Source organism: Hypericibacter sp., assembly GCF_050729195.1.
GTDB lineage: Bacteria > Pseudomonadota > Alphaproteobacteria > Dongiales > Dongiaceae > Hypericibacter.
The window spans coordinates 1-18,300 of record NZ_JBOHKS010000251.1 but is presented as its reverse complement, the minus strand read 5'-3'; the positions used below and the strand labels follow the sequence as shown (position 1 = coordinate 18,300).

Annotated in this window: 16 protein-coding genes; 4 read left to right on the top strand and 12 right to left on the bottom strand. The window is 65.8% G+C overall.

Translation table 11 applies throughout. The annotated features are described in order from the left end of the window. Positions 1-137: 137 nt before the first annotated feature. The 3 genes from clpA to ACREE8_RS20285 form a co-directional block, all read right to left on the bottom strand. Positions 138-2,477, bottom strand: coding sequence for an ATP-dependent Clp protease ATP-binding subunit ClpA (clpA, locus tag ACREE8_RS20295; protein WP_431574831.1), 2,340 nt, complete (start codon positions 2,475-2,477; stop codon positions 138-140). A 7-nt stretch (positions 2,478-2,484) separates the two neighbouring features. Then, complete coding sequence (gene clpS / locus ACREE8_RS20290) at positions 2,485-2,811, bottom strand: ATP-dependent Clp protease adapter ClpS (protein ID WP_151176511.1); 327 nt, start codon at positions 2,809-2,811, stop codon at positions 2,485-2,487. Positions 2,812-3,047: 236 nt separating this feature from the next. Beyond that, positions 3,048-3,716, bottom strand: coding sequence for a hypothetical protein (locus ACREE8_RS20285; RefSeq protein ID WP_431574830.1), 669 nt, complete (start codon positions 3,714-3,716; stop codon positions 3,048-3,050). A gap of 260 nt (positions 3,717-3,976) precedes the next feature. Between ACREE8_RS20285 and ACREE8_RS20280 the strand changes: the two genes are divergently transcribed. Next, positions 3,977-5,308 (top strand): serine hydrolase, encoded by a 1,332-nt coding sequence (locus ACREE8_RS20280; protein WP_431574829.1) that lies wholly within the window; start codon positions 3,977-3,979, stop codon positions 5,306-5,308. Positions 5,309-5,426: 118 nt separating this feature from the next. On the opposite strand, the gene ACREE8_RS20275 is transcribed toward ACREE8_RS20280, so the two are convergent. The 8 genes from ACREE8_RS20275 to ACREE8_RS20240 all read right to left on the bottom strand — a co-directional run bounded on the left by ACREE8_RS20275 (position 5,427) and on the right by ACREE8_RS20240 (position 14,431). Continuing rightward, positions 5,427-5,852 (bottom strand): hypothetical protein, encoded by a 426-nt coding sequence (locus ACREE8_RS20275; RefSeq protein ID WP_431574828.1) that lies wholly within the window; start codon positions 5,850-5,852, stop codon positions 5,427-5,429. Between the two features lie 224 nt (positions 5,853-6,076). After that, positions 6,077-7,489: a phosphoglucomutase/phosphomannomutase PgmG gene (gene pgmG, locus ACREE8_RS20270; protein WP_431574827.1), complete on the bottom strand. Its 1,413-nt coding sequence runs from the start codon at positions 7,487-7,489 to the stop codon at positions 6,077-6,079. A gap of 65 nt (positions 7,490-7,554) precedes the next feature. Next, complete coding sequence (locus ACREE8_RS20265) at positions 7,555-8,883, bottom strand: UDP-glucose dehydrogenase family protein (RefSeq protein ID WP_431574826.1); 1,329 nt, start codon at positions 8,881-8,883, stop codon at positions 7,555-7,557. Between the two features lie 59 nt (positions 8,884-8,942). Then, a complete protein-coding gene (galU, locus tag ACREE8_RS20260; protein WP_431574825.1) occupies positions 8,943-9,827 on the bottom strand; it encodes a UTP--glucose-1-phosphate uridylyltransferase GalU in 885 nt (294 codons plus the stop codon). Positions 9,828-9,977: 150 nt separating this feature from the next. Continuing rightward, positions 9,978-10,724, bottom strand: a complete 747-nt coding sequence (locus tag ACREE8_RS20255) for a DnaJ domain-containing protein (protein WP_431574824.1) — start codon at positions 10,722-10,724, stop codon at positions 9,978-9,980. A 15-nt stretch (positions 10,725-10,739) separates the two neighbouring features. Further along, positions 10,740-11,462, bottom strand: a complete 723-nt coding sequence (locus tag ACREE8_RS20250) for a VWA domain-containing protein (protein ID WP_431574823.1) — start codon at positions 11,460-11,462, stop codon at positions 10,740-10,742. 30 nt (positions 11,463-11,492) lie between these two features. Continuing rightward, a complete protein-coding gene (locus tag ACREE8_RS20245; protein WP_431574822.1) occupies positions 11,493-12,374 on the bottom strand; it encodes a division plane positioning ATPase MipZ in 882 nt (293 codons plus the stop codon). Further along, a complete protein-coding gene (locus tag ACREE8_RS20240) occupies positions 12,371-14,431 on the bottom strand; it encodes a molybdopterin oxidoreductase family protein (protein WP_431574821.1) in 2,061 nt (686 codons plus the stop codon). The genes ACREE8_RS20245 and ACREE8_RS20240 overlap by 4 nt, the downstream gene beginning before the upstream one ends. Positions 14,432-14,679: 248 nt before the next feature. Here ACREE8_RS20240 and ACREE8_RS20235 point away from each other — a divergent pair, with 248 nt between their 5' ends. From ACREE8_RS20235 to ACREE8_RS20225, 3 genes are read left to right on the top strand one after another with little or no spacing between them, the layout of a single operon-like run. Continuing rightward, on the top strand, positions 14,680-15,591 hold the full coding sequence (locus ACREE8_RS20235) for a DMT family transporter (RefSeq protein ID WP_431574820.1): 912 nt from the start codon (positions 14,680-14,682) through the stop codon (positions 15,589-15,591). Beyond that, entirely contained in the window at positions 15,588-16,532 is a 945-nt protein-coding gene (locus ACREE8_RS20230; RefSeq protein WP_431574819.1) for a DMT family transporter, read from the top strand. The genes ACREE8_RS20235 and ACREE8_RS20230 overlap by 4 nt, the downstream gene beginning before the upstream one ends. Positions 16,533-16,551: 19 nt before the next feature. Beyond that, positions 16,552-17,655, top strand: coding sequence for an NAD(P)/FAD-dependent oxidoreductase (locus tag ACREE8_RS20225; RefSeq protein WP_431574818.1), 1,104 nt, complete (start codon positions 16,552-16,554; stop codon positions 17,653-17,655). Between the two features lie 3 nt (positions 17,656-17,658). Here ACREE8_RS20225 and ACREE8_RS20220 read toward each other — a convergent pair whose 3' ends face one another. Then, entirely contained in the window at positions 17,659-18,006 is a 348-nt protein-coding gene (locus ACREE8_RS20220) for an antibiotic biosynthesis monooxygenase family protein (RefSeq protein WP_431574817.1), read from the bottom strand. Positions 18,007-18,300 lie beyond the last annotated feature (294 nt).

Sequence of the window (18,300 nt, the reverse complement as noted above, 5' to 3'; positions counted from 1 at the left end):
GTGTGAATCCGATAGCCCTTGCGGGAGGGAGCGCGATTGTATTTTCTCCCGCTGCGTCTCGAATGATCTGCCCAAAGAAAAAGGCCCCGTCCGCGATGGACGAGGCCTTTCTTGTTGAGACGAACTCCGCTCCGGCGTCAGCGCGCCAGTTCGGGTTCCTTCGGCTGGGCGGGGCGCGAGGCGCCGCCATCGCCGTCGCCGCCCTCGCCCTTGTTGGGCTTGGTGGCCTCGGTATGGGTGAAGACCAGCTTGCCGTCGGTCACGTCGACCCGCACGGTGCCGCCCTTCTCGAGCTTGCCGAACAGCAGTTCCTCGGCCAGCGGCTTCTTGATGTGCTCCTGGATGACGCGCGAGAGCGGCCGCGCGCCATACATCGGATCGAAGCCCTTCTTGGCGAGCCAGTCGCGGGCGCCGTCGCTGAGCTCGATCGTGACGTTGCGGTCGGCGAGCTGCGCCTCGAGCTGCATCACGAACTTGTCCACCACCCGCGCCACGATCTCCGGCGACAGGTTCTGGAAGGTGATGACCGCATCGAGACGGTTGCGGAATTCCGGCGTGAACATCCGGTTGATCGCCTCGGTGTCCTCGCCCGTGCGCACCTCGCGGCCGAACCCGATCGCCGTCTTGGCCATCTCGGCCGCACCGGCATTGGTGGTCATGATCAGGATCACGTTGCGGAAATCGACCGACTTGCCGTTATGGTCGGTGAGCTTGCCATGGTCCATCACCTGCAGCAGCAGGTTGAAGAGATCCGGATGCGCCTTCTCGATCTCGTCCAGCAGCAGCACGGCGTGCGGATGCTGGTCGATGGCATCGGTCAGGAGCCCGCCCTGGTCGAAGCCGACATAGCCCGGAGGCGCGCCGATCAGGCGCGACACGGTATGCCGTTCCATATATTCCGACATGTCGAAGCGGATGAGCTCGATACCGAGCGTGCGCGAGAGCTGGCGCGCCACCTCGGTCTTGCCCACGCCGGTCGGGCCTGAGAACAGGTAGGAGCCGATCGGCTTCTCCGGTTCGCGCAGGCCCGCACGCGCGAGCTTGATCGCGGCCGACAGCGCGCCGATCGCGGCATCCTGTCCGAACACCATCGTCTTCAGATCGCGCTCCAGGTTCTGCAGCACGCTCTTGTCGTCGCGCGAGACGCTCTTTGGCGGGATCCGCGCCATGGTCGCGATCACGGCCTCGACGTCCTTCACCGTGATGGTCTTCTTGCGCTTGTGCTCGGCCAGCAGCATCTGCGCCGCGCCGACCTCGTCGATCACGTCGATCGCCTTGTCGGGCAGCTTGCGGTCGTTGATGTAGCGCGAGGCCAGCTCGACCGCGCTGCGGATCGCATCGCCGGTGTAACGCACGCGGTGATGCTTCTCATAATAGGGCTTGAGCCCCATGAGGATCTTCACCGTGTCGTCGACCGTCGGCTCGTTGACGTCGATCTTCTGGAAGCGGCGGACCAGCGCCCGGTCCTTCTCGAAATAGTTCCGGTATTCCTTGTAGGTGGTCGAGCCCATGCAGCGCAGCGAGCCGCTCTGGAGCGCCGGCTTCAGCAGGTTCGACGCGTCCATGGCGCCGCCCGAGGTGGCGCCGGCGCCGATCACCGTGTGGATCTCGTCGATGAAGAGCACCGAGCCCTCGGTCGCCTCGAGCTCGGAGATCACGGCCTTGAGCCGCTCCTCGAAATCGCCGCGATAGCGCGTGCCGGCCAGGAGCGAGCCCATATCGAGCGCGAAGATGGTGGCGTTCTTGAGCACATCCGGCACTTCGCCGCGGATGATGCGCCGTGCCAGGCCTTCGGCGATGGCCGTCTTGCCCACGCCCGGATCGCCCACATAGAGCGGGTTGTTCTTGGTGCGACGGCAGAGGATCTGGATGGTGCGGTCGATCTCGGCGTCGCGCCCGATCAGCGGGTCGATCTTGCCCTGGCGGGCCTTCTTGTTGAGGTCGACGCAATAGGCGTCGAGCGCCTCGCTGCCGGTCTTGGCGACCTTCTCGGCCTGGGCGTCGCCATCGGCGCCGGAGACGCGGCGCTGCTCCTGCTTGCCGCGCGACTTGGCGATGCCATGGCTGATGTAATTGACGGCGTCCAGGCGCGACATCTCCTGCTCCTGCAGGAAATAGACGGCATGGCTCTCTCGCTCGGAGAAGAGCGCGACCAGGATGTTGGCGCCCGTGACCTCCTCGCGGCCCGAAGACTGGACATGGATGGCGGCGCGCTGCAGCACGCGCTGGAAGCCGGCCGTGGGCTTGGCTTCGCGCGGCGCCGGGCCGACCAGGTTCGAGAGCTGATTGTCGATATAGTCGATCAGGTCCCGCCGCAGCCGCTCGACATCGACATTGCAGGCGCGCATCACGGCGATGGCGTCCTGGTCTTCCGTCAGCGCCAGCAGCAGATGCTCGAGCGTGGCAAAATCATGCCGGCGTTCGTTGGCATAGGCGAGTGCCCGATGCAGCGTCTGTTCGAGATTTGGCGACAACATGGGCGCCCTACTCCTTCTCCAAAGTGCATTGAAGCGGATGTTCGTGCCGGCGAGCGAAATCGATCACCTGGTTCACCTTGGTTTCCGCTACTTCGTATGTATAGACACCGCACACGCCGACACCGCGGCGATGCACATGGAGCATGATGCGCGTTGCATCTTCGCGACTCTTGCTGAAGAACCGCTCCAACACATGGACGACGAACTCCATCGGCGTGTAATCGTCATTGAGCAGAAGCACCTTGTACATCGAGGGCTTCTTGGTCTTCGGCTTGCTCTTGACGACAACCCCGGTCTCGCGGTCGTCCTTGGTCGTTTTGTCGTTGTCGCTCATCTCCTCGCAACCGACCCCCGGGTTCGGTTTCTTGCGGGGGCCCGTGCCTATAATATGGAATTCACGGCCTTGGTTAAAAGCCCCGTCCACAGAGCCACTTGGATCGGTAGGGGCTTCATGGTCCGGACCGGCCCAGTCTGCACCTATTTCCGTCAACCAACTCTTAGCGACGTTTGGTCGCGCGGGGTTCCCGAGGTCCAGACGCGCCACCGCCGCATGGGTTGGGGCGAGGCCGCTCAAAACAGCGTTCCCCCGCCCAAGCCGTCGTCATGGATTGTAATATTGAAGGGCGCGTTGGCGCCTTGTGAGACGCCAGGCTGGCCCATGATTTCGCCGCCCGGCACGTCGTGAGGCTGGTTGAAGGCCATGCCGGTCTGGTCGCGAGCCAGCAGCAGCGCCGGAAACTTCAAGGCAGCAAAATCGTCGGAGGGCCAGATCCAGGCGCCGAAATGGAACTGCCCATCGTGACAACCACTCACAAGCCAATAAAAATTGTTGGAGGAAAACCGCCGGCCGACCGTCTTGGGCGGCTGCAGGAATCCGTCCGCCGCCAGCGCCTGGATGAAAAGCTTGAATTGGGCGGGATTCAGCGTCGTCCTCGATTCCTGCCAGCGCCAGGGCTTCAGGGGATCGTCGAGGGAAACCGACGCCAGATTGGCATAGGCGCCCGTCGCCCGGGACGTCAGATAGGCCCCGCCGGCGCCGTCGCCCACCAGCTCGTAGTCCCGGAGCTGCTCCGCATAGCGGCCATTATAGACGAAACGGTAGCGGTCGACGCTGCCGGGGTGGCAGGCGGCCTTGATGTCGTCCCCGCCGATGAAGCTGAACCACTGGAATCGGCGCTGGATCGGGTCGTCGAAATTGCCATGATAGGCGCAGGCGCCGAGCGCGACTCCGAGCGCCAAAACCAAGCCCCGTCCCCAAATCCGTCCACTCGATCGGCCCCGGGTGGTATCCTGGGACGGGCGCCGACTCGGGGTAGACGGCCGAGTCGCGCAATCTCTGAGTCGCATCAATGCCTTGCGGGGCAAGTGGCCCGGTCTCTAGAGGGTGACGTTAAAGCAATCTTAAAGACCCTGTGTTTAGCTAGACAAGATTCTTGATTCTTTTTAGGTTAACGACCTCGACTCAGGGGGCGTTAACCCCGGGATGGGATACTGAGGGGATGAAGCTCGATTCGACCGTTTCCAAGGCTCTCCGGGCCGCCCTCGTGGGTGCGGCCGCCCTTGTCGCTGTCCTGGCCTCGTCGGGACTCGGCGGAAACCGGGCCTGGGCCGGCTATGCCGATATCGTGATCGATGCCTCCAGCGGGGAGGTCCTCCATGCCCGCAACCCCGACGTCCAGAACTACCCCGCGTCTCTCACCAAGATGATGACGCTCTATCTCCTTTTCGACTCGCTCGAGAAGGGCAAGCTCAAGCTCGATGAGGGGCTTTATGTGTCCGCCCATGCCGAGGCGCAGCCCGCGACCAAGCTCGGCCTCAATGCCGGCGACACCATCAAGGTCGAGAAGGCCATCCTCGCCATCATCATCCAGTCCGCGAACGACGCGGCGGTCGTGGTCGGCGAGGCCATCGGCGGTACGGAAAACAATTTCGCCGACCTGATGACCAAGAAAGCCCGCGCGCTCGGGATGGCGAACACCAATTTCGAGAACGCCTCGGGCCTGCCCGACACTCGGCAGCACACCACGGCGCGCGACCTGGCCGTGCTGGCCCGCGCGCTCATGACCGACTTCCCGCAGTATTATCACTATTTCGGCGTGACGAAGTTCGTCTGGGGTGGCCGCACGATCAAGACGCATAACCGCCTGATGGTGGCTTACGACGGCGCCGACGGTCTCAAGACCGGCTATATCCGCGCCTCGGGCTTCAACCTCGTCACCTCCGCCATCCGCAACAATACGCGCGTGATCGGCGTGGTGCTGGGTGGCAAGTCGCCCTCCGCGCGCGACCAGCAGATGGCCAAGCTGCTCGATGGCGGCTTTGCCGAGATGGCGATGGCCGACAATGGCCGCGACCGCAACACGGTGGTGCCGGGCGTGAAGCCGGCCGACCTGGGTGTGGCGATCGCCTCGCTCGACGACCAGACCGACACCAACGCGATGGTCGAAGCCGCGAACATGCCCGAGAACGCCATGACGGTAGCCGACGCGACCAGCTCGACGGGCGAAGGCGATGTCGATACCGGCGACAATGGCGAAGGCTCGAATGCCGCGGTTCCGCCCGATGGCGGCTGGGGCGTCCAGGTCGGCGCCTTCCTGAAATTCGCCCCGGCCAAGCTCGCCGCGACCAATGCCCAGCGCGAATATCGCGGGCTGGTGGATGCGCACATCCTGGTCGACGAATCCAAGACCCATAGCGGCGCGACCATGTACCGCTCGCGCCTCATCGGCCTGACGCAGGCCGATGCGGAGACCGCCTGCAAGGGCCTGCGCAAGCTCGGCACCGCCTGCCTCGTGGTCAAGACCACGACGGTCGCCGACAACGCCCAGTAAGCGCCGGGGCGGCACCCGCGCCGCTGCCAGAGACCTCGAATTCAAAACGCCGCCGGAGAGATCCGGCGGCGTTTTTCATTCTGCGGTCATCCCCGCGAAAGAGGAGAGCGATGGGCCGTCACGATCGCCCCTTGGCGGCTGTCTGATTGCGCAGGTTGAGCAGCTGGTGATTGATCACCGACAGGACCAGCAGGAGGGCGGAGAGCATCCAGAGGCGGGCCGGCAGGTAGGGATCGAGGACCGCGAGCTTGGTCCATTGGGACAGCGACAGGCTGCGGTGATAGCCGCTCGACAGATAGTCGCCGAGGATCGGCAGCCCGAAGCCGACGATCGAACCGAAGACGGGCGCCACCAGGATCCAGATCAGGCGGACGATCGGGCCCTGCCCTTCCAGCGCCCAGGCCGACAAGATCAGCGTGAGCCCGAGGCCACAAAGCCAGGCATTGTCGAAATCGACCAGCTGGCGCTGGATCAAGTCGAAATTCAGGACCAGATAGAGCGCGAATCCCAGCAGGCCGACGATGACCGAGCGAGTCCGGGGCATGGCAGATCTCCCTGAGTCTGCGGGCGCATGAACCGCGATGGCGCCGCGATCGAAGCCGGTGCTCATAGCCGAGTATTCACCGGCAAGCCCATTGGACGCGCCAGGAGTTACCCGCTCGCTAACGAAACCCAGGGCTCAAATCGGGATAAATTGGAGCGACGCCGACCGCGATTCCAATAGCCTCGGCGGCTGGGAATCGCGTCCTGAACGCCGAAAGCGCCCGCTCAGTGGCCGGCGTTGGCCTTGCCGCTGAAATCCGGGGCGGCGACGCCGCTCTGCCCCAGCGCCTCGACCACCTGGGCCTTGAGCCGGTCGAGACCCTGCTCGTCGCGCGCCTCGCAGCGCACGACCAGCACGTCCTGGGTGTTGGAGGCGCGCAGCAGCCACCAGCCATCGGACGTGCTCACGCGCACGCCGTCGATGTCGGAAACCTTGGCGCCGTTCTGCTTGAGGCGCGCCTTCACCTCCTCCACGACCTTGAACTTGCGCTCCTCGGTCGAGGGGAAGCGCAGCTCAGGCGTGTTGACGACCGCCGGCATGCGGTCGCGCAACGCACCCAGCGTTTCGGTGCGCCGCGCCATGATCGAGAGCAGCCGTACCGCGGCATAGAGCGCGTCGTCATAGCCGTAGTAGCGGTCGGCGAAGAAGATGTGGCCGCTCATCTCGCCCGCCAGCGGCGCGCCCGTCTCCGCCATCTTCGCCTTGATCAGCGAATGGCCGGTGCGCCACATCAGCGGCTGGCCGCCGGCCTTGGCGATCTCGTCGAACAGCACCTGGCTCGCCTTCACGTCGGCGATGATGGTCGAGCCCGGACGGTCCGCCAGCACGTCCTGCGCCAGCAGAACCATGAGCTGATCGCCCCAGAGGATGCGGGTCTTCTCGTCCACCACGCCGATCCGGTCGCCGTCGCCATCGAAGGCGATGCCGAGATCGGCCTTGGTCTCGATCACCTTGGCCTGGAGCTGCTTGAGATTGTCGGGGACCGTCGGATCGGGATGATGTGACGGGAAGGTGCCGTCGATCGTCTCGTTCAGCAAGATATGCCGGCCCGGCAGGCCCGCCGTCAGGCGTCGCATCGCCTCGCCCGCCGAACCGTTGCCGGCATCCCAGCAAACCGTCAGCTCGCGATCCCCGCGATAATCCTTGGTCAGGCGCTCGACATAGCGGTCGAGCAGCGGCCGATCGATGATGGCACCCTTGGCGCCGCGCGACTTGTAGGCGCCGGCCGCCGCGATCCGGCCGAGATCCCGGATCTGGTCGCCATGAAAGGCCTCGCGGCCCTTCATCATCTTGAAGCCGTTATAGGCGGCGGGGTTGTGCGAGCCCGTCACCATGATGCCCCCGCCGGCCTGGAGCACGGTGGTGGCGAAATAGAGCATGGGCGTCGGGCCGACACCCACCCGCCAGACTTCCAGCCCGCAACCCGACAGACCCTCGGCCACGGCGTCCGCGAGCTCGGGCGAGCTCAGGCGGCCATCCTGCCCGAGGCAGACATTCAGCGCGCCGGCCTCGACCAGCACCGTGCCGAAGGCGCGGCCGACGGCCAGGGCGTCGGCCGCCGAGAGCGTCTTGCCGACGAGGCCGCGGATATCGTATTCGCGCAAGACAGTCGGATCGAAGCGATGGGCGTCGGTCATGGGAATCTCTGAGGTGAGGATGTGCGACAGGCGGGGTGCCGGGAGCTAACGATAACGCGCCAGTCTCAGGCCGGTTCCGAGCTGGAGCCGGCGGGACGCCCAACGCTGGTATAGATCAAGCCGGCGCCGCGCATCTCAGCCGGATTATAGACATTGCGCAGATCGATCACGACCGGCTTGCCCAGGAGCGCCTTGATGCGGCGCGGGTCGAGCGCGCGGAATTCGTTCCATTCGGTCAGGAGCAGGAGACAGTCGGCGCCCGACATGGCGTCCTCGGCCGAGCCGCAATATTCGACATCGGGCATCTGCTTGCGCGCCTCGCCCATGCCTTCGGGGTCGAAGGCCCTGACCTTGGCACCCTGCTCCACCAGGCGGGGCAGGATCACGAGGCTCGGGCTGTCGCGCATATCGTCGGTGTTGGGCTTGAAGGTCAGGCCCAGCACCGCGATGGTCTTGCCGCGGACATTGCCGCCGACGGCATTGGTCACACGGCTGACCATCGAGACCTTTCGGGCGTCGTTGGACGCAACCACCTGCTCGATGATCCGCAACGGCGCGTCGGCCTCCTGCGCCGTGCGCACCAGGGCCAACGTGTCCTTGGGGAAGCAGGAGCCGCCGAAGCCGGGGCCCGGATGGAGGAACTTGCGGCCGATGCGGCCGTCGAGACCGATGCCGCGCGCCACGTCATGCACGTCGGCACCGACCTTCTCGCAGAGATCGGCGATCTCGTTGATGAAGGTGATCTTGGTCGCGAGGAAGCTGTTGGCGGCGTATTTGATCAGCTCCGAGGTCTCGAGCCCGGTGAAGACGATCGGCGTCTCGATCAGATAGAGCGGCCGGTAGAGCCGGCGCATCACGTCGCGCGCGCGCTCGGTCTCGGTGCCGATCACGATCCGGTCGGGCCGCATGAAATCGTTGATGGCCGAGCCTTCGCGCAGGAACTCGGGGTTCGACACCACGTCGAACTGCGCATCGGGACGCACCTCGCGGATGATCTCCGCCACCCGCCGCCCGGTGCCGACCGGCACGGTCGATTTGGTCACGATCACGGTATAGCCGTTCAGGGTCGCCGCGATCTCGCGCGCCGCCTGATAGACATAGCTCAGATCGGCATGGCCGTCGCCGCGCCGTGAGGGTGTGCCGACCGCGATGAAGACGGCCTCGGCGCCCGCCATGGCGGCGTTCAGGTCGGTCGAGAAGGAGAGTCGGCCGGCCTTGCTGTTGTCGCGCACCAGATCCTCGAGACCCGGCTCATAGATCGGAATGCGGCCGTCGAGCAGCTCGCGGATCTTGTTCGCGTCCTTGTCGACGCAAGCGACCTCGACGCCGAATTCCGAGAAGCAGGCACCGGACACCAGGCCGACATAGCCGGCGCCGATCATGACGACCTTCATGCGAGATGTTTCCCTTCGGTGGCGCGCAAGCGCAGATGACTCAAATCAATGAGACCCGATCAATCCAGAGTCTTGGCCAGGCGGCGCAGCATCTCGCGCGCCGGCTTGCCGACGGTGTCGTGATCCAGCGCATAGGCCATGGTGGCCTCGATGAAGCCGGCCTTGTCGCCGCAGTCGAAGCGCGTGCCTTCGAAACGATAGCCATGGAACGGCATGGTGCCGATCATCTTGGCCATCGCGTCGGTCAGCTGGATCTCGTTCCCGGCGCCGCGCTCATGGCGCGCCAGCAGCTCGAACAGCGAAGGCTGCAGGATATAGCGGCCGATGACGGCGAGCGTCGACGGGGCGGCCGCCGGCGCCGGCTTCTCGATCAGCCCCTGCACCTCGACCAGCCGCCCCTTGGTGACGCCCGGTTTCACAATGCCATACTTGTCGGTGTGGGACGGCGCCACATCCATGACGGCGATCATATTGCCGCCAATCTCGGCCTGGGCGTCGACCATCTGCTTGAGGCAGGGCGTGCCTGCCTTGACCAGATCGTCGGCCAGCAGCACCGCGACCGGCTCGTCCTGGATCACATGGCGCGCGCACCAGACGGCGTGCCCCAGGCCCAGCGGCTCCTGCTGACGTACGTAGAGGACCTGGCCAGGTTGCAACCGCATCTCCTCGAGGAGAGCGAGCTCGCGCTTCTTGCCGCGCTCGGTGAGGGTCGCCTGCAGCTCGAAGGACTGGTCGAAATGGTCCTCGATCGCGCTCTTGCCGCGGCCGGTGACGAAGATGAACTGCTCGATCCCGGCCGCCTTGGCCTCTTCCACCGCATATTGAATGAGCGGCTTGTCGACCACCGGCAGCATTTCCTTGGGCATCGCCTTGGTCGCCGGCAAGAACCGGACGCCGAGCCCCCCAACGGGGAAGATGGCCTTGCGAACTCTTTGTTTCGACATATTAATTTCCTGAATTGCCGGGGCCCCGGCAGCGCTGGCCTTTGTGCCACGGGCCCCCGGGGGATGCAACGGGAGGGGTCTTGCGGCCCCTATTTCACACAGACCGTGAGATTTAGCGGGCCATCAAATGAAAACGGCATGAACGTCACATCAGATCCCGAGCAAGATGTCACGGGCCCGGTTAACGCGAGCGGCGAGGTAATCCGAGCCGCCCTGGTCGGGATGGAGTTTTTTCATCAAGCGGTGATGCGCGTCACGGATCTCTGCTTCTTGGGCCCCGGGCTTGAGACCCAGCACCTCATAGGCCTCGTCGCGCGTCATGCCGCCACTGCTGCTCCCGCCGCCCGCGCCGGCGTTGGATCCGGTCTGGTCTCCACTCGCGCCGCCGCCGCCGCGCCAGTCGGGCCCATGGGCACGGTCGAGAAAGGCTTCGAGAACCGAGACGGAATCGGAATCGCCCGCCACCTCGCGGCGCAGCTCGATCAGCTCGTCGCGCGCCAGCTCGCTGAGGCGCCGTCCGGCGAACTTCGATTTCTTGATCCAGCCATCGAGCCGGCCCGAGGCGTGATCGAGCGTCATGGCGAAGAAGGCGGTCTCGACATCGGAGCGTCCACCGCCGCTGGGCCGGGTGCCGGCGTCCCAAGTCCCGCCCGCGCCCGCCAACGAGCGGCGACGGCGCAGCCAGAGCAGCAGGATCGGCACGGCGATCGGCAAGATTCCCGCGAGGAGACCGGCACGACCGGCCACGATGACATAGGCGACACCGGCAATCAGGATGGCGATGGCGAAACCCTTCACCAGCCGCGCCAGCATGGCCGCATCGACGGCCGCCACCGACTTGATCAGCAGCAGCAGCACCGCCAGCACGACAATACCGAGGAAGAAATAGGCGACCATCGCCGCTCCCGGAACTCAGCGTTTCAACTGGCGCGTCAGCAGCAGCGCGCCGCCGCCCTGGCGGCGCGAATGATCCTCGAGCGCAGCGCGCCCGCCCGTCGCGAAGACCGCGACCGCCCGCAGCAGGTCGCGCAAGGCGTCGGCGCTGCTCGAATCGAAGCGGCAATAGGCGCCGCCCGACAAAGTCGCTATCTGGCGGAAGGTCTCGGCCGCGAGCGCTTCGCCGCGCTCATGGAACATGAACAGCGGCACGCCCAGGACACCGAGCTCGCCCGCCTGATGGCAGAGCGCGTCGCCCTCCTCTTCCATGGCGTCGCCGATGAAGACGACCGCGTTGATGCGCTTGGCCTTGGTTTCGATCAGGGCGTGGCGCAGCAGCTTGCCGATCTGGGTCTTGCCGCCGAGGCAGGAGACGCTGCCCATCAGGCGCTGCAGGGTGGCGCTGTCGGAAAGCCAGGGCGCCGCCTTGAACTCGCCGAAGCCGCGATAATAGGCCAATTGGATGTCGAGCCCGCCCAGTTGGGCCGCCGCTGTGAACATCTCGGCCTGGATATGGCAGGCGCGATCCCAGGTGTGCTGGCGGCTGGCGGTGGCGTCGAGGCCGAACAGCAGCCGCCCACGCTCACCATCTTTGCGTGGGGTTGGAACCGAGCCCAGCTTGGCCAGGAACTGGGCGACATCCTGCGCCGGCGCGTTTGCCGGTTTACCGGTCGGGAGCTTGTCTCGAGACGAGGCCATGGCAGTACCGCCTCACCTGGGAAATCCCCTTTAAGAATTGGGGAGAGCCGCCGGTTCTGTCCAGCGTCTCTCCTGCCCCTCGCCCTCCTCGGGCTTGGGCAGGCCGATCACGTCGAGCAGCCCGCGCAGTTCCTGGCGCGCCGCCACATGGGACAAGGTCAGGGTCGTGCCGGCATCGGCGAGGTCGAGGAGCGTCAGCCCGCGCGGGAACAGCTCGCGAAACACGACGCGTTCGCTGAAGCCCGGCGCTAGGCGGAAGCCGATGCGGCGGGCCAGATCCTCGACCAGCTTGCCGATCCGCCGCTTGTTGCGGGCATCCAGGCTGGCCAGGCGGTTGCGCATGACGATCCAGTCGATCGAGCCGCCGTCGGTAAGCGCCCGGCGCTTCTTCTGCTCCCACACCATCTCGGCATAGGTGCTGGGCCCGCGGATCTTCAGGCCTTCGCTGTCGACGCGCGCCAGCAGGTCGAGATCGAGGAAGCTGTCATTGAGGGGCGTCACCAGCGTGTCGGCGCGCGCATGGCCAAGGCGCGAAAGATTGCTGTCGCTGCCGGGTGTGTCGATCACGACGAAATCGCAATCGGCCATCTCGGCCAGGGTCGCGTCGAAGCGTTGTTTCTCGTCCTCGCGTGCCGCGGCGACGGAATCGAGCGCCGATTGCTCAAGGCGCACATGGCGCGACATCGGCAGTTCGAGGCCGTTCTCCGCGCGGTTGGCGATGAAGCGGCTGAGGCTGCCCTGGCGGGCATCGAGGTCGAGGCTCCCGACCTTGTAGCCTTCGCGCAAGAGCGCCACGATCAGATGCATCGCCGTGGTCGATTTGCCCGAGCCACCCTTCTCGTTGCCCAGCACCACCACATGCGGGCGGCGGAAACGCCGGCCGGCGGCACCTTTCGGACCCGTGATGATCATGCCGGACGGACCCAGACGGCGCTGTCGTGGAAACAGGCACCGCCCTTCGGCGGGCCTGGATCGGCGCCGATGAGGGCGTTGATCCCCTGCCCCTCCTCGAACGCGGCGTTGGGCCAGATGCCTTCGACAATGACGACCCCGGGCTGGAGCCCATCGAAGGGCTTGGCGTGAATGACCACCGAACCGCGGCGATTGCCGAGCCGGACGCGATCGCCCTCCGCCAGCCCCAACCGCTCGCAATCGGTCGGATGGAGGAGCGCCGTCGGGCGAACCTCGCGCTGCTTGGAGCCGGGCGTTTCGGTGAAGGTCGAGTTGAGGAAGGTCCGGGCCGGGGCTGCCACCATACGGAAGGGATGCTCGGCCGTCGCTTCCTCGATCAGATGCGGATGATCGGGCAGCTCCGGCATGCCCTTATGCCAGGGGCCCATGCCCTTCCAGTCGGGCTTGAAGCGGAAACGCCCGCCGGGTTGCGGGAAGCCGTCGAGGAAATGCCCCTCCTCGAAGGACCGCGCGCAGTCATGCCAGCGCATGTTGGCCAGCTCGTCGGCGGAGGGCTTGTTCGACGCCTTCAGCATCTGGTCGATCAGCTCCCACTCGGTCATGTGGAAGCCCGGATGCTCGGCGCCCAGCCGCTTCGCGAGCTGCGAGATCACGAAATGATTGGTCTTGGTCTCCGCGAGAGGCTCGACGACCTTGCGCGCCACCTGAAGATAGGTGTGGCCGCCGGCCAGATAGATGTCGTCATGCTCGAGGAAGGTCGTGGCCGGCAGCACCACGTCGGCCATGGCCGCCGTCTCGGTCATGAACTGCTCATGCACGCAGACGAAAAGATCCTCGCGCATGAAACCCTCGCGAACCTTGAGGCCCTCCGGGCAGACCACCATCGGATTGGTGTTCTGGATCAGCATGGCCGTGACCGGCGGGCCGTCGCCCAGATCCTGCTTGTCGCCGGTCAGGACCGGGCCGATGCGCGACATGTCGAGAATGCGCACCTTGGGATCGCGGACGTCGAGGCCTTCGATCATGGTCTTGTCGAGACCATAGAAGCCGGCGTTCGAGTAGAGCGCGCCGCCGCCCGGATACCGCCAGGCACCGGTGATGGCGGGCAGGCAGCTCACGGCATGAAGATTGGCGGACCCGTTGCGCGAACGCGAGAAGCCGTAGCCAACGCGGATGAAGCTGCGCTTGGTGCGGCCATAGAGCTCGGCGAAACTGCGGATCTGGTCGGCCGGCACGCCGGTGATGGCGGCGGCCCATTCCGGCGGGCGCGATTTCAGATGGGCCTCGAGCTCCCCGGGGCAATCGGTATAACGCTCGAGATAGGCGCGGTCTGCGAAGCCCTGCCGGAACAGCTCATGCATGACGGCACAAGCGAGCGCGCCATCGGTGCCGGGCCGCGGCATCAGATGGATGTCGGCGGTGAGCGCCGTCGGGGTGCGGTAGGGGTCGACGACGACCAAGGGCGCGCCGCGATCCTTGCGCGCGCGGGTGATGTGGGTCATCACATTGACCTGGGTCGAGACCGGATTGCCGCCCCAGACCACGACCAGGTCCGACTGCGCGATCTCGCGCGCATCGACGCCGCGCTTCTCGCCAACGCCCGCGACCCAGCCGGTGTCCGACAGCATCACGCAGATGGTCGAGAGCTGGCCCGAATAGCGCTTCGCGTGGCGCAGCCGCTGAATCCCGTCGCGCTGCACCAGCCCCATGGTGCCGGCATAGAAATAAGGCCACACCGTCTCGGCGCCGAGGCGGTCTTCGGCCTCGATGAATTTCTCCGCCACCCGGTCGAGCGCCTCGTCCCAGGAGATCGGCTTATAGGCCGACTTCCCCTGGCCCTTCGGGCCGATGCGCAGCAACGGCACGGTCAGCCGGTCGGGGTGGTTATGGCGCTCGGCATAGCGCGCGACCTTCGCGCAGACGACGCCCGCCGTGTAGTCCTGGTCGGCGGCGCCGCGCACCCGGCCGATCTTGTGCGTGTCGAGCCGTTCGACCTCGAGCGCGCAGGTCGATGGGCAGTCATGGGGGCAAACGGAGGGGAGAATGTCGAGGGGCATGATCGGGCCAATCTAGGCCGCGGCAACCGATTTGTCATGAGCGGCGCAGACACAGGAGATATTCAACAATTTCAAGTCTCTCGGGCGGCGCGGACCGGCCCCGGAGTCGCCATTTCTCCACCGTTTGAGCGGCCGCGACCCCCTCGCTTTGGCAGTGCCCTTCGGGCATTCTGCACGCTTAAGCTTGACCGCCCGGCCAACATGCCTGGGGGCATGGTTGGCGGCGATTTTTCGGGGGCGGAATCACCATGGGCAGCGGAGCGTTGGCGGGACCGGCCGGGCTGCGCCATCAGCCAGGCCGCGGACTGCTCTATATGGCGAGCGCGGTCTTCTGCCTGACCGTCCTCGATGCCGGCGTGAAGTGGCTGACCGACGATTACAGCCCCTTCCAGATCGCTTTCCTGCGCTACACGGTCGGCCTGCTGTTCGCGGTCGGGATCGCCACCCAGGCCGGCGGGCTGCGCACGCTGAAGACGATGCGCCCCGGCGGCCATGCGCTCCGCTCCCTCTTCAATATCGGCACGATGCTGACCTTCTATTACGCGCTGGCCATGCTGCCGCTCGCCGACACCATGGCGATCACCTATGCCGGCCCTCTGTTCATGACCATCCTCTCGGTGCTGCTGCTGAAGGAGAAGGTGGGACCCCGGCGCTGGGGCGCGGTGCTGATCGGCTTCGTCGGCGTGCTGGTCATCTTGCAACCCTCGGGCACCGGCTTCAATTGGGCGGCCGTCCTCGCTTTGTCCTCGGCGTTCCTCTATGCACTGACCCTCATCACCTCGCGCCAGCTCAGCGGCACCGAAAGCAGCCACACGATTCTCTTCTACTATTCGGTCGGCGTGCTGATCGTGACCGGCGCCACCATGCCCTGGCTCTGGATCACGCCGAGCTGGAACGATCTCTGGGTATTCCTGCTGGTCGGCGTGTCCGGCAGCATCGGCCAGTTCTGCCTCAACCAGGCCTTCCGCTATAGCGAGGTCTCGTTGCTGGCGCCGATCGATTATACCGGCCTGGTCTGGGCCACCTTGTTCGGCTGGGCGCTGTGGAGCCAATTGCCGAGCTTCACCGTCATCGCCGGCTCCTTCATCGTCGTCTGCAGCACGCTCTATATCGTCAATCGCGAGCGCCTGAAGAACGCGGCCGGGAAACAGCCGGCATGAGCACGCCCGGCAAGACGGTCGGCCATGACGGCCTCGCCAACGTGCCCCTGCGCGGCGTGCTGCTGATGGTGGCGACCGTCGCCGCCTTTTCGGCGCAGGACGCCTCGCTCAAATGGCTCAGCGCCGGCTTCAGCTTCTGGCAGATCATGTTCTTCGGCCGCAGCCTGGCGGTGCCGCTGGCGCTGGCTCTCTCCGTGCGCAGCGGCGGCTTGCGCCAGATCAAGACCCGCCGCCCTTGGGCCCACGCCCTGCGCGCGGCATTGATGATCGTAACCATGCTCTGCTTCGTCTATGCGCTGAAGCATCTGCCGATCGCCGATACGATCGCCATCGGCTTCGCGGCTCCTCTCTTCATGACCACGCTCTCGGTCTTCTTCCTGAAGGAGAAGGTCGGCCCGCGCCGATGGGCGGCCGTGCTCATCGGATTCGGCGGGGTCACGGTGATCCTGCAACCCTCCGGTGCTGGCTTCGGCTGGGCCGCGCTGTCGGCGTTGGGCTCCGCCCTGACCTATGCCCTGCTCTTCATCGCGTCGCGCAAGCTGACCGCGACCGAAAGCGGTCCCTGCCTGATCTTCTGGAATTCCTTCGCCATGCTGGTCTGTGCCGGCATCGGCATGATGTGGGATTTCCGCCTGCCCGACGGCGTCGATATCTGGGTCTTCGTCGCGACCGCCGTGTTCGGCGCGCTGGGCCAGCTGCTGATGACCGAGGCTTTCCGTTATGGCGAGGTGTCGCTGCTGGCGCCGATCGAATATAGCGCGCTGATCTGGGCGACACTCTTCGGCTGGCTGATCTGGAACGAGCTCCCCTCCGTCACCGTGGTCGTGGGCGCTGCCATCATCATTGCGAGCAGCGCCTATATCCTGCATCGTGAAACGCGCGTGAAGAAAGTGAAGGCGTCTTCCCTGCCGGTCGCCGGCGCGGGCCCGATCGACACTTGAACCGGTAGCCGGATAGCGGATGAGCGAAACGATCGAATGCGTGGTGGTGGGGGCCGGCGTCATCGGCCTGGCGACCGCCCGCCAGCTCGCCCGCGAGGGCCGCGAGGTGATCCTGCTGGAAGCGGCGGAGACCTTCGGCACCGGCATCAGCTCGCGCAACAGCGAGGTCATCCATGCCGGTCTCTATTACAAAGCGGGCAGCCTGAAGGCCCGGCTCTGCGTCGACGGCAAGGCGCGGCTCTACGAGTTCTGCCAATCGCATGGCGTGGCCCATCGGCGCATCGGCAAGCTCGTCGTCGCCAGCCGGGAGGTGGAGATCGCGCAGCTCGAGGCGATCAAGAGCAAATCCGAAGCCAATGGCGTCATGGATCTGGAATGGCTCGACCCGGCGGACGTCCGCAAACTGGAGCCCGAGATCGCCTGCGTCGCGGCTCTGCTGTCGCCCTCGACTGGAATCGTCGACGCGCATGGGCTGATGCTGGCCCTGCAGGGCGAGGCCGAGGAGGCCGGCGCCAGTATCGCCTTCCGCGCGCCGGTGCTGAACGGCGTGCTGGAGGATAATGGTTTTCTGCTCAATGTCGGCGGCGAGCAGCCGATGGAACTGCGCTGCCGGCGGTTGATCAATGCCGCGGGCCTGGGCGCGCAGCCTCTGGCGCACGGATTGCGCGGCCTCGATCCCAAGGCCGTGCCGCCGCTCCATTACAGCAAGGGCAATTATTTCAGCCTGACCGGCAAGACGCCCTTCACGCATCTGGTCTATCCGGCGCCCGACGACACCTGGCTCGGGGTGCATCTGACGCTCGACCTCGGCGGCCGCGCCCGCTTCGGACCCGACATCGAATGGCTCGACCGCCTCGACTATTCGGTCGATCCGGCTCGTGCCGACAGCTTCTATAAGGCGGTCCGGCGCTATTGGCCGGGCCTGCCCGATGGCGCGTTGCAGCCCGCCTACTGCGGGATCCGGCCGAAGCTCACGCCTGCCGGCGTGACCGCGCTCGATTGGATGATCCAGGGACCGGCGGCCCATGGCATCCCGGGGCTGGTCAATCTCTTCGGCATCGAATCGCCAGGCCTGACCTCATCCCTCGCCATCGCCAACGAGGTGGTCGGCCTGCTGGACTGAGCCCTAACGCCCTTGCGGGCCGCCATAGGCGCGCTCGACCTTCGCCACCTTGAGCTCATAGCGCTCATACCACTGGGCCTTGCCCTGCTCCTGGGCCGCGTGATGCTCGGCCTGCGCTTTCCAGCCGCGGATCGAGGCTTCGTCCCGCCAATAGCAGACGGTGATGCCGAAGCCGTCGGCCCCGCGCGCCGTTTCGACACCGAGATAGCCCGGCATGCCCGGTGCGATCTCGATCATGCGCTGGGCGACGGCGCCATAGCCGTCATCGCCCGGATTGCGCTGCGAAGCGAAGATCACCGCGTAATAAGGCGGCGGCGGGCAGGATGCGAATCGTGAATCGCTGGAAGCCATTCGCTGTTCTCTCCCGTCAGAAGGGGACCGGCTTCTTTCTAATCAGAAAGAGAGCGCGCCAGTAGCGGCGATGGTTTCATGGCTGTCGCGCAGCGCACCGATGGCTCCGGACCGGTTCTGGACCACTGACCGCTGTGCAGTGCGTCAACGCTTCGGGTCGGCACCCTGGTCGCCCGGCACGCCATAGGCGGGCGCCGAGGCCGGATCGACCGCACGCGTCTGATAGGCCTCCATCTGCGGCTCGTAGGCGTTCCAGATCTGGCGCAGATGGGCGATCGGCGCGGCATCGTCCCA

Bases quoted from the DNA above. Each gene is read 5' to 3' on its own strand.
- ACREE8_RS20250 (WP_431574823.1), bottom strand. From the start codon at position 11,462: ATGGCCTCGTCTCGAGACAAGCTCCCGACCGGTAAACCGGCAAACGCG.
- ACREE8_RS20235 (WP_431574820.1), top strand. From the start codon at position 14,680: ATGGGCAGCGGAGCGTTGGCGGGACCGGCCGGGCTGCGCCATCAGCCA.
- ACREE8_RS20255 (WP_431574824.1), bottom strand. From the start codon at position 10,724: ATGGTCGCCTATTTCTTCCTCGGTATTGTCGTGCTGGCGGTGCTGCTG.
- ACREE8_RS20265 (WP_431574826.1), bottom strand. From the start codon at position 8,883: ATGAAGGTCGTCATGATCGGCGCCGGCTATGTCGGCCTGGTGTCCGGT.
- clpS (WP_151176511.1), bottom strand. From the start codon at position 2,811: ATGAGCGACAACGACAAAACGACCAAGGACGACCGCGAGACCGGGGTT.
- ACREE8_RS20240 (WP_431574821.1), bottom strand. From the start codon at position 14,431: ATGCCCCTCGACATTCTCCCCTCCGTTTGCCCCCATGACTGCCCATCG.
- clpA (WP_431574831.1), bottom strand. From the start codon at position 2,477: ATGTTGTCGCCAAATCTCGAACAGACGCTGCATCGGGCACTCGCCTAT.
- galU (WP_431574825.1), bottom strand. From the start codon at position 9,827: ATGTCGAAACAAAGAGTTCGCAAGGCCATCTTCCCCGTTGGGGGGCTC.
- ACREE8_RS20220 (WP_431574817.1), bottom strand. From the start codon at position 18,006: ATGGCTTCCAGCGATTCACGATTCGCATCCTGCCCGCCGCCGCCTTAT.
- pgmG (WP_431574827.1), bottom strand. From the start codon at position 7,489: ATGACCGACGCCCATCGCTTCGATCCGACTGTCTTGCGCGAATACGAT.
- ACREE8_RS20275 (WP_431574828.1), bottom strand. From the start codon at position 5,852: ATGCCCCGGACTCGCTCGGTCATCGTCGGCCTGCTGGGATTCGCGCTC.
- ACREE8_RS20230 (WP_431574819.1), top strand. From the start codon at position 15,588: ATGAGCACGCCCGGCAAGACGGTCGGCCATGACGGCCTCGCCAACGTG.
- ACREE8_RS20225 (WP_431574818.1), top strand. From the start codon at position 16,552: ATGAGCGAAACGATCGAATGCGTGGTGGTGGGGGCCGGCGTCATCGGC.
- ACREE8_RS20280 (WP_431574829.1), top strand. From the start codon at position 3,977: ATGAAGCTCGATTCGACCGTTTCCAAGGCTCTCCGGGCCGCCCTCGTG.
- ACREE8_RS20245 (WP_431574822.1), bottom strand. From the start codon at position 12,374: ATGATCATCACGGGTCCGAAAGGTGCCGCCGGCCGGCGTTTCCGCCGC.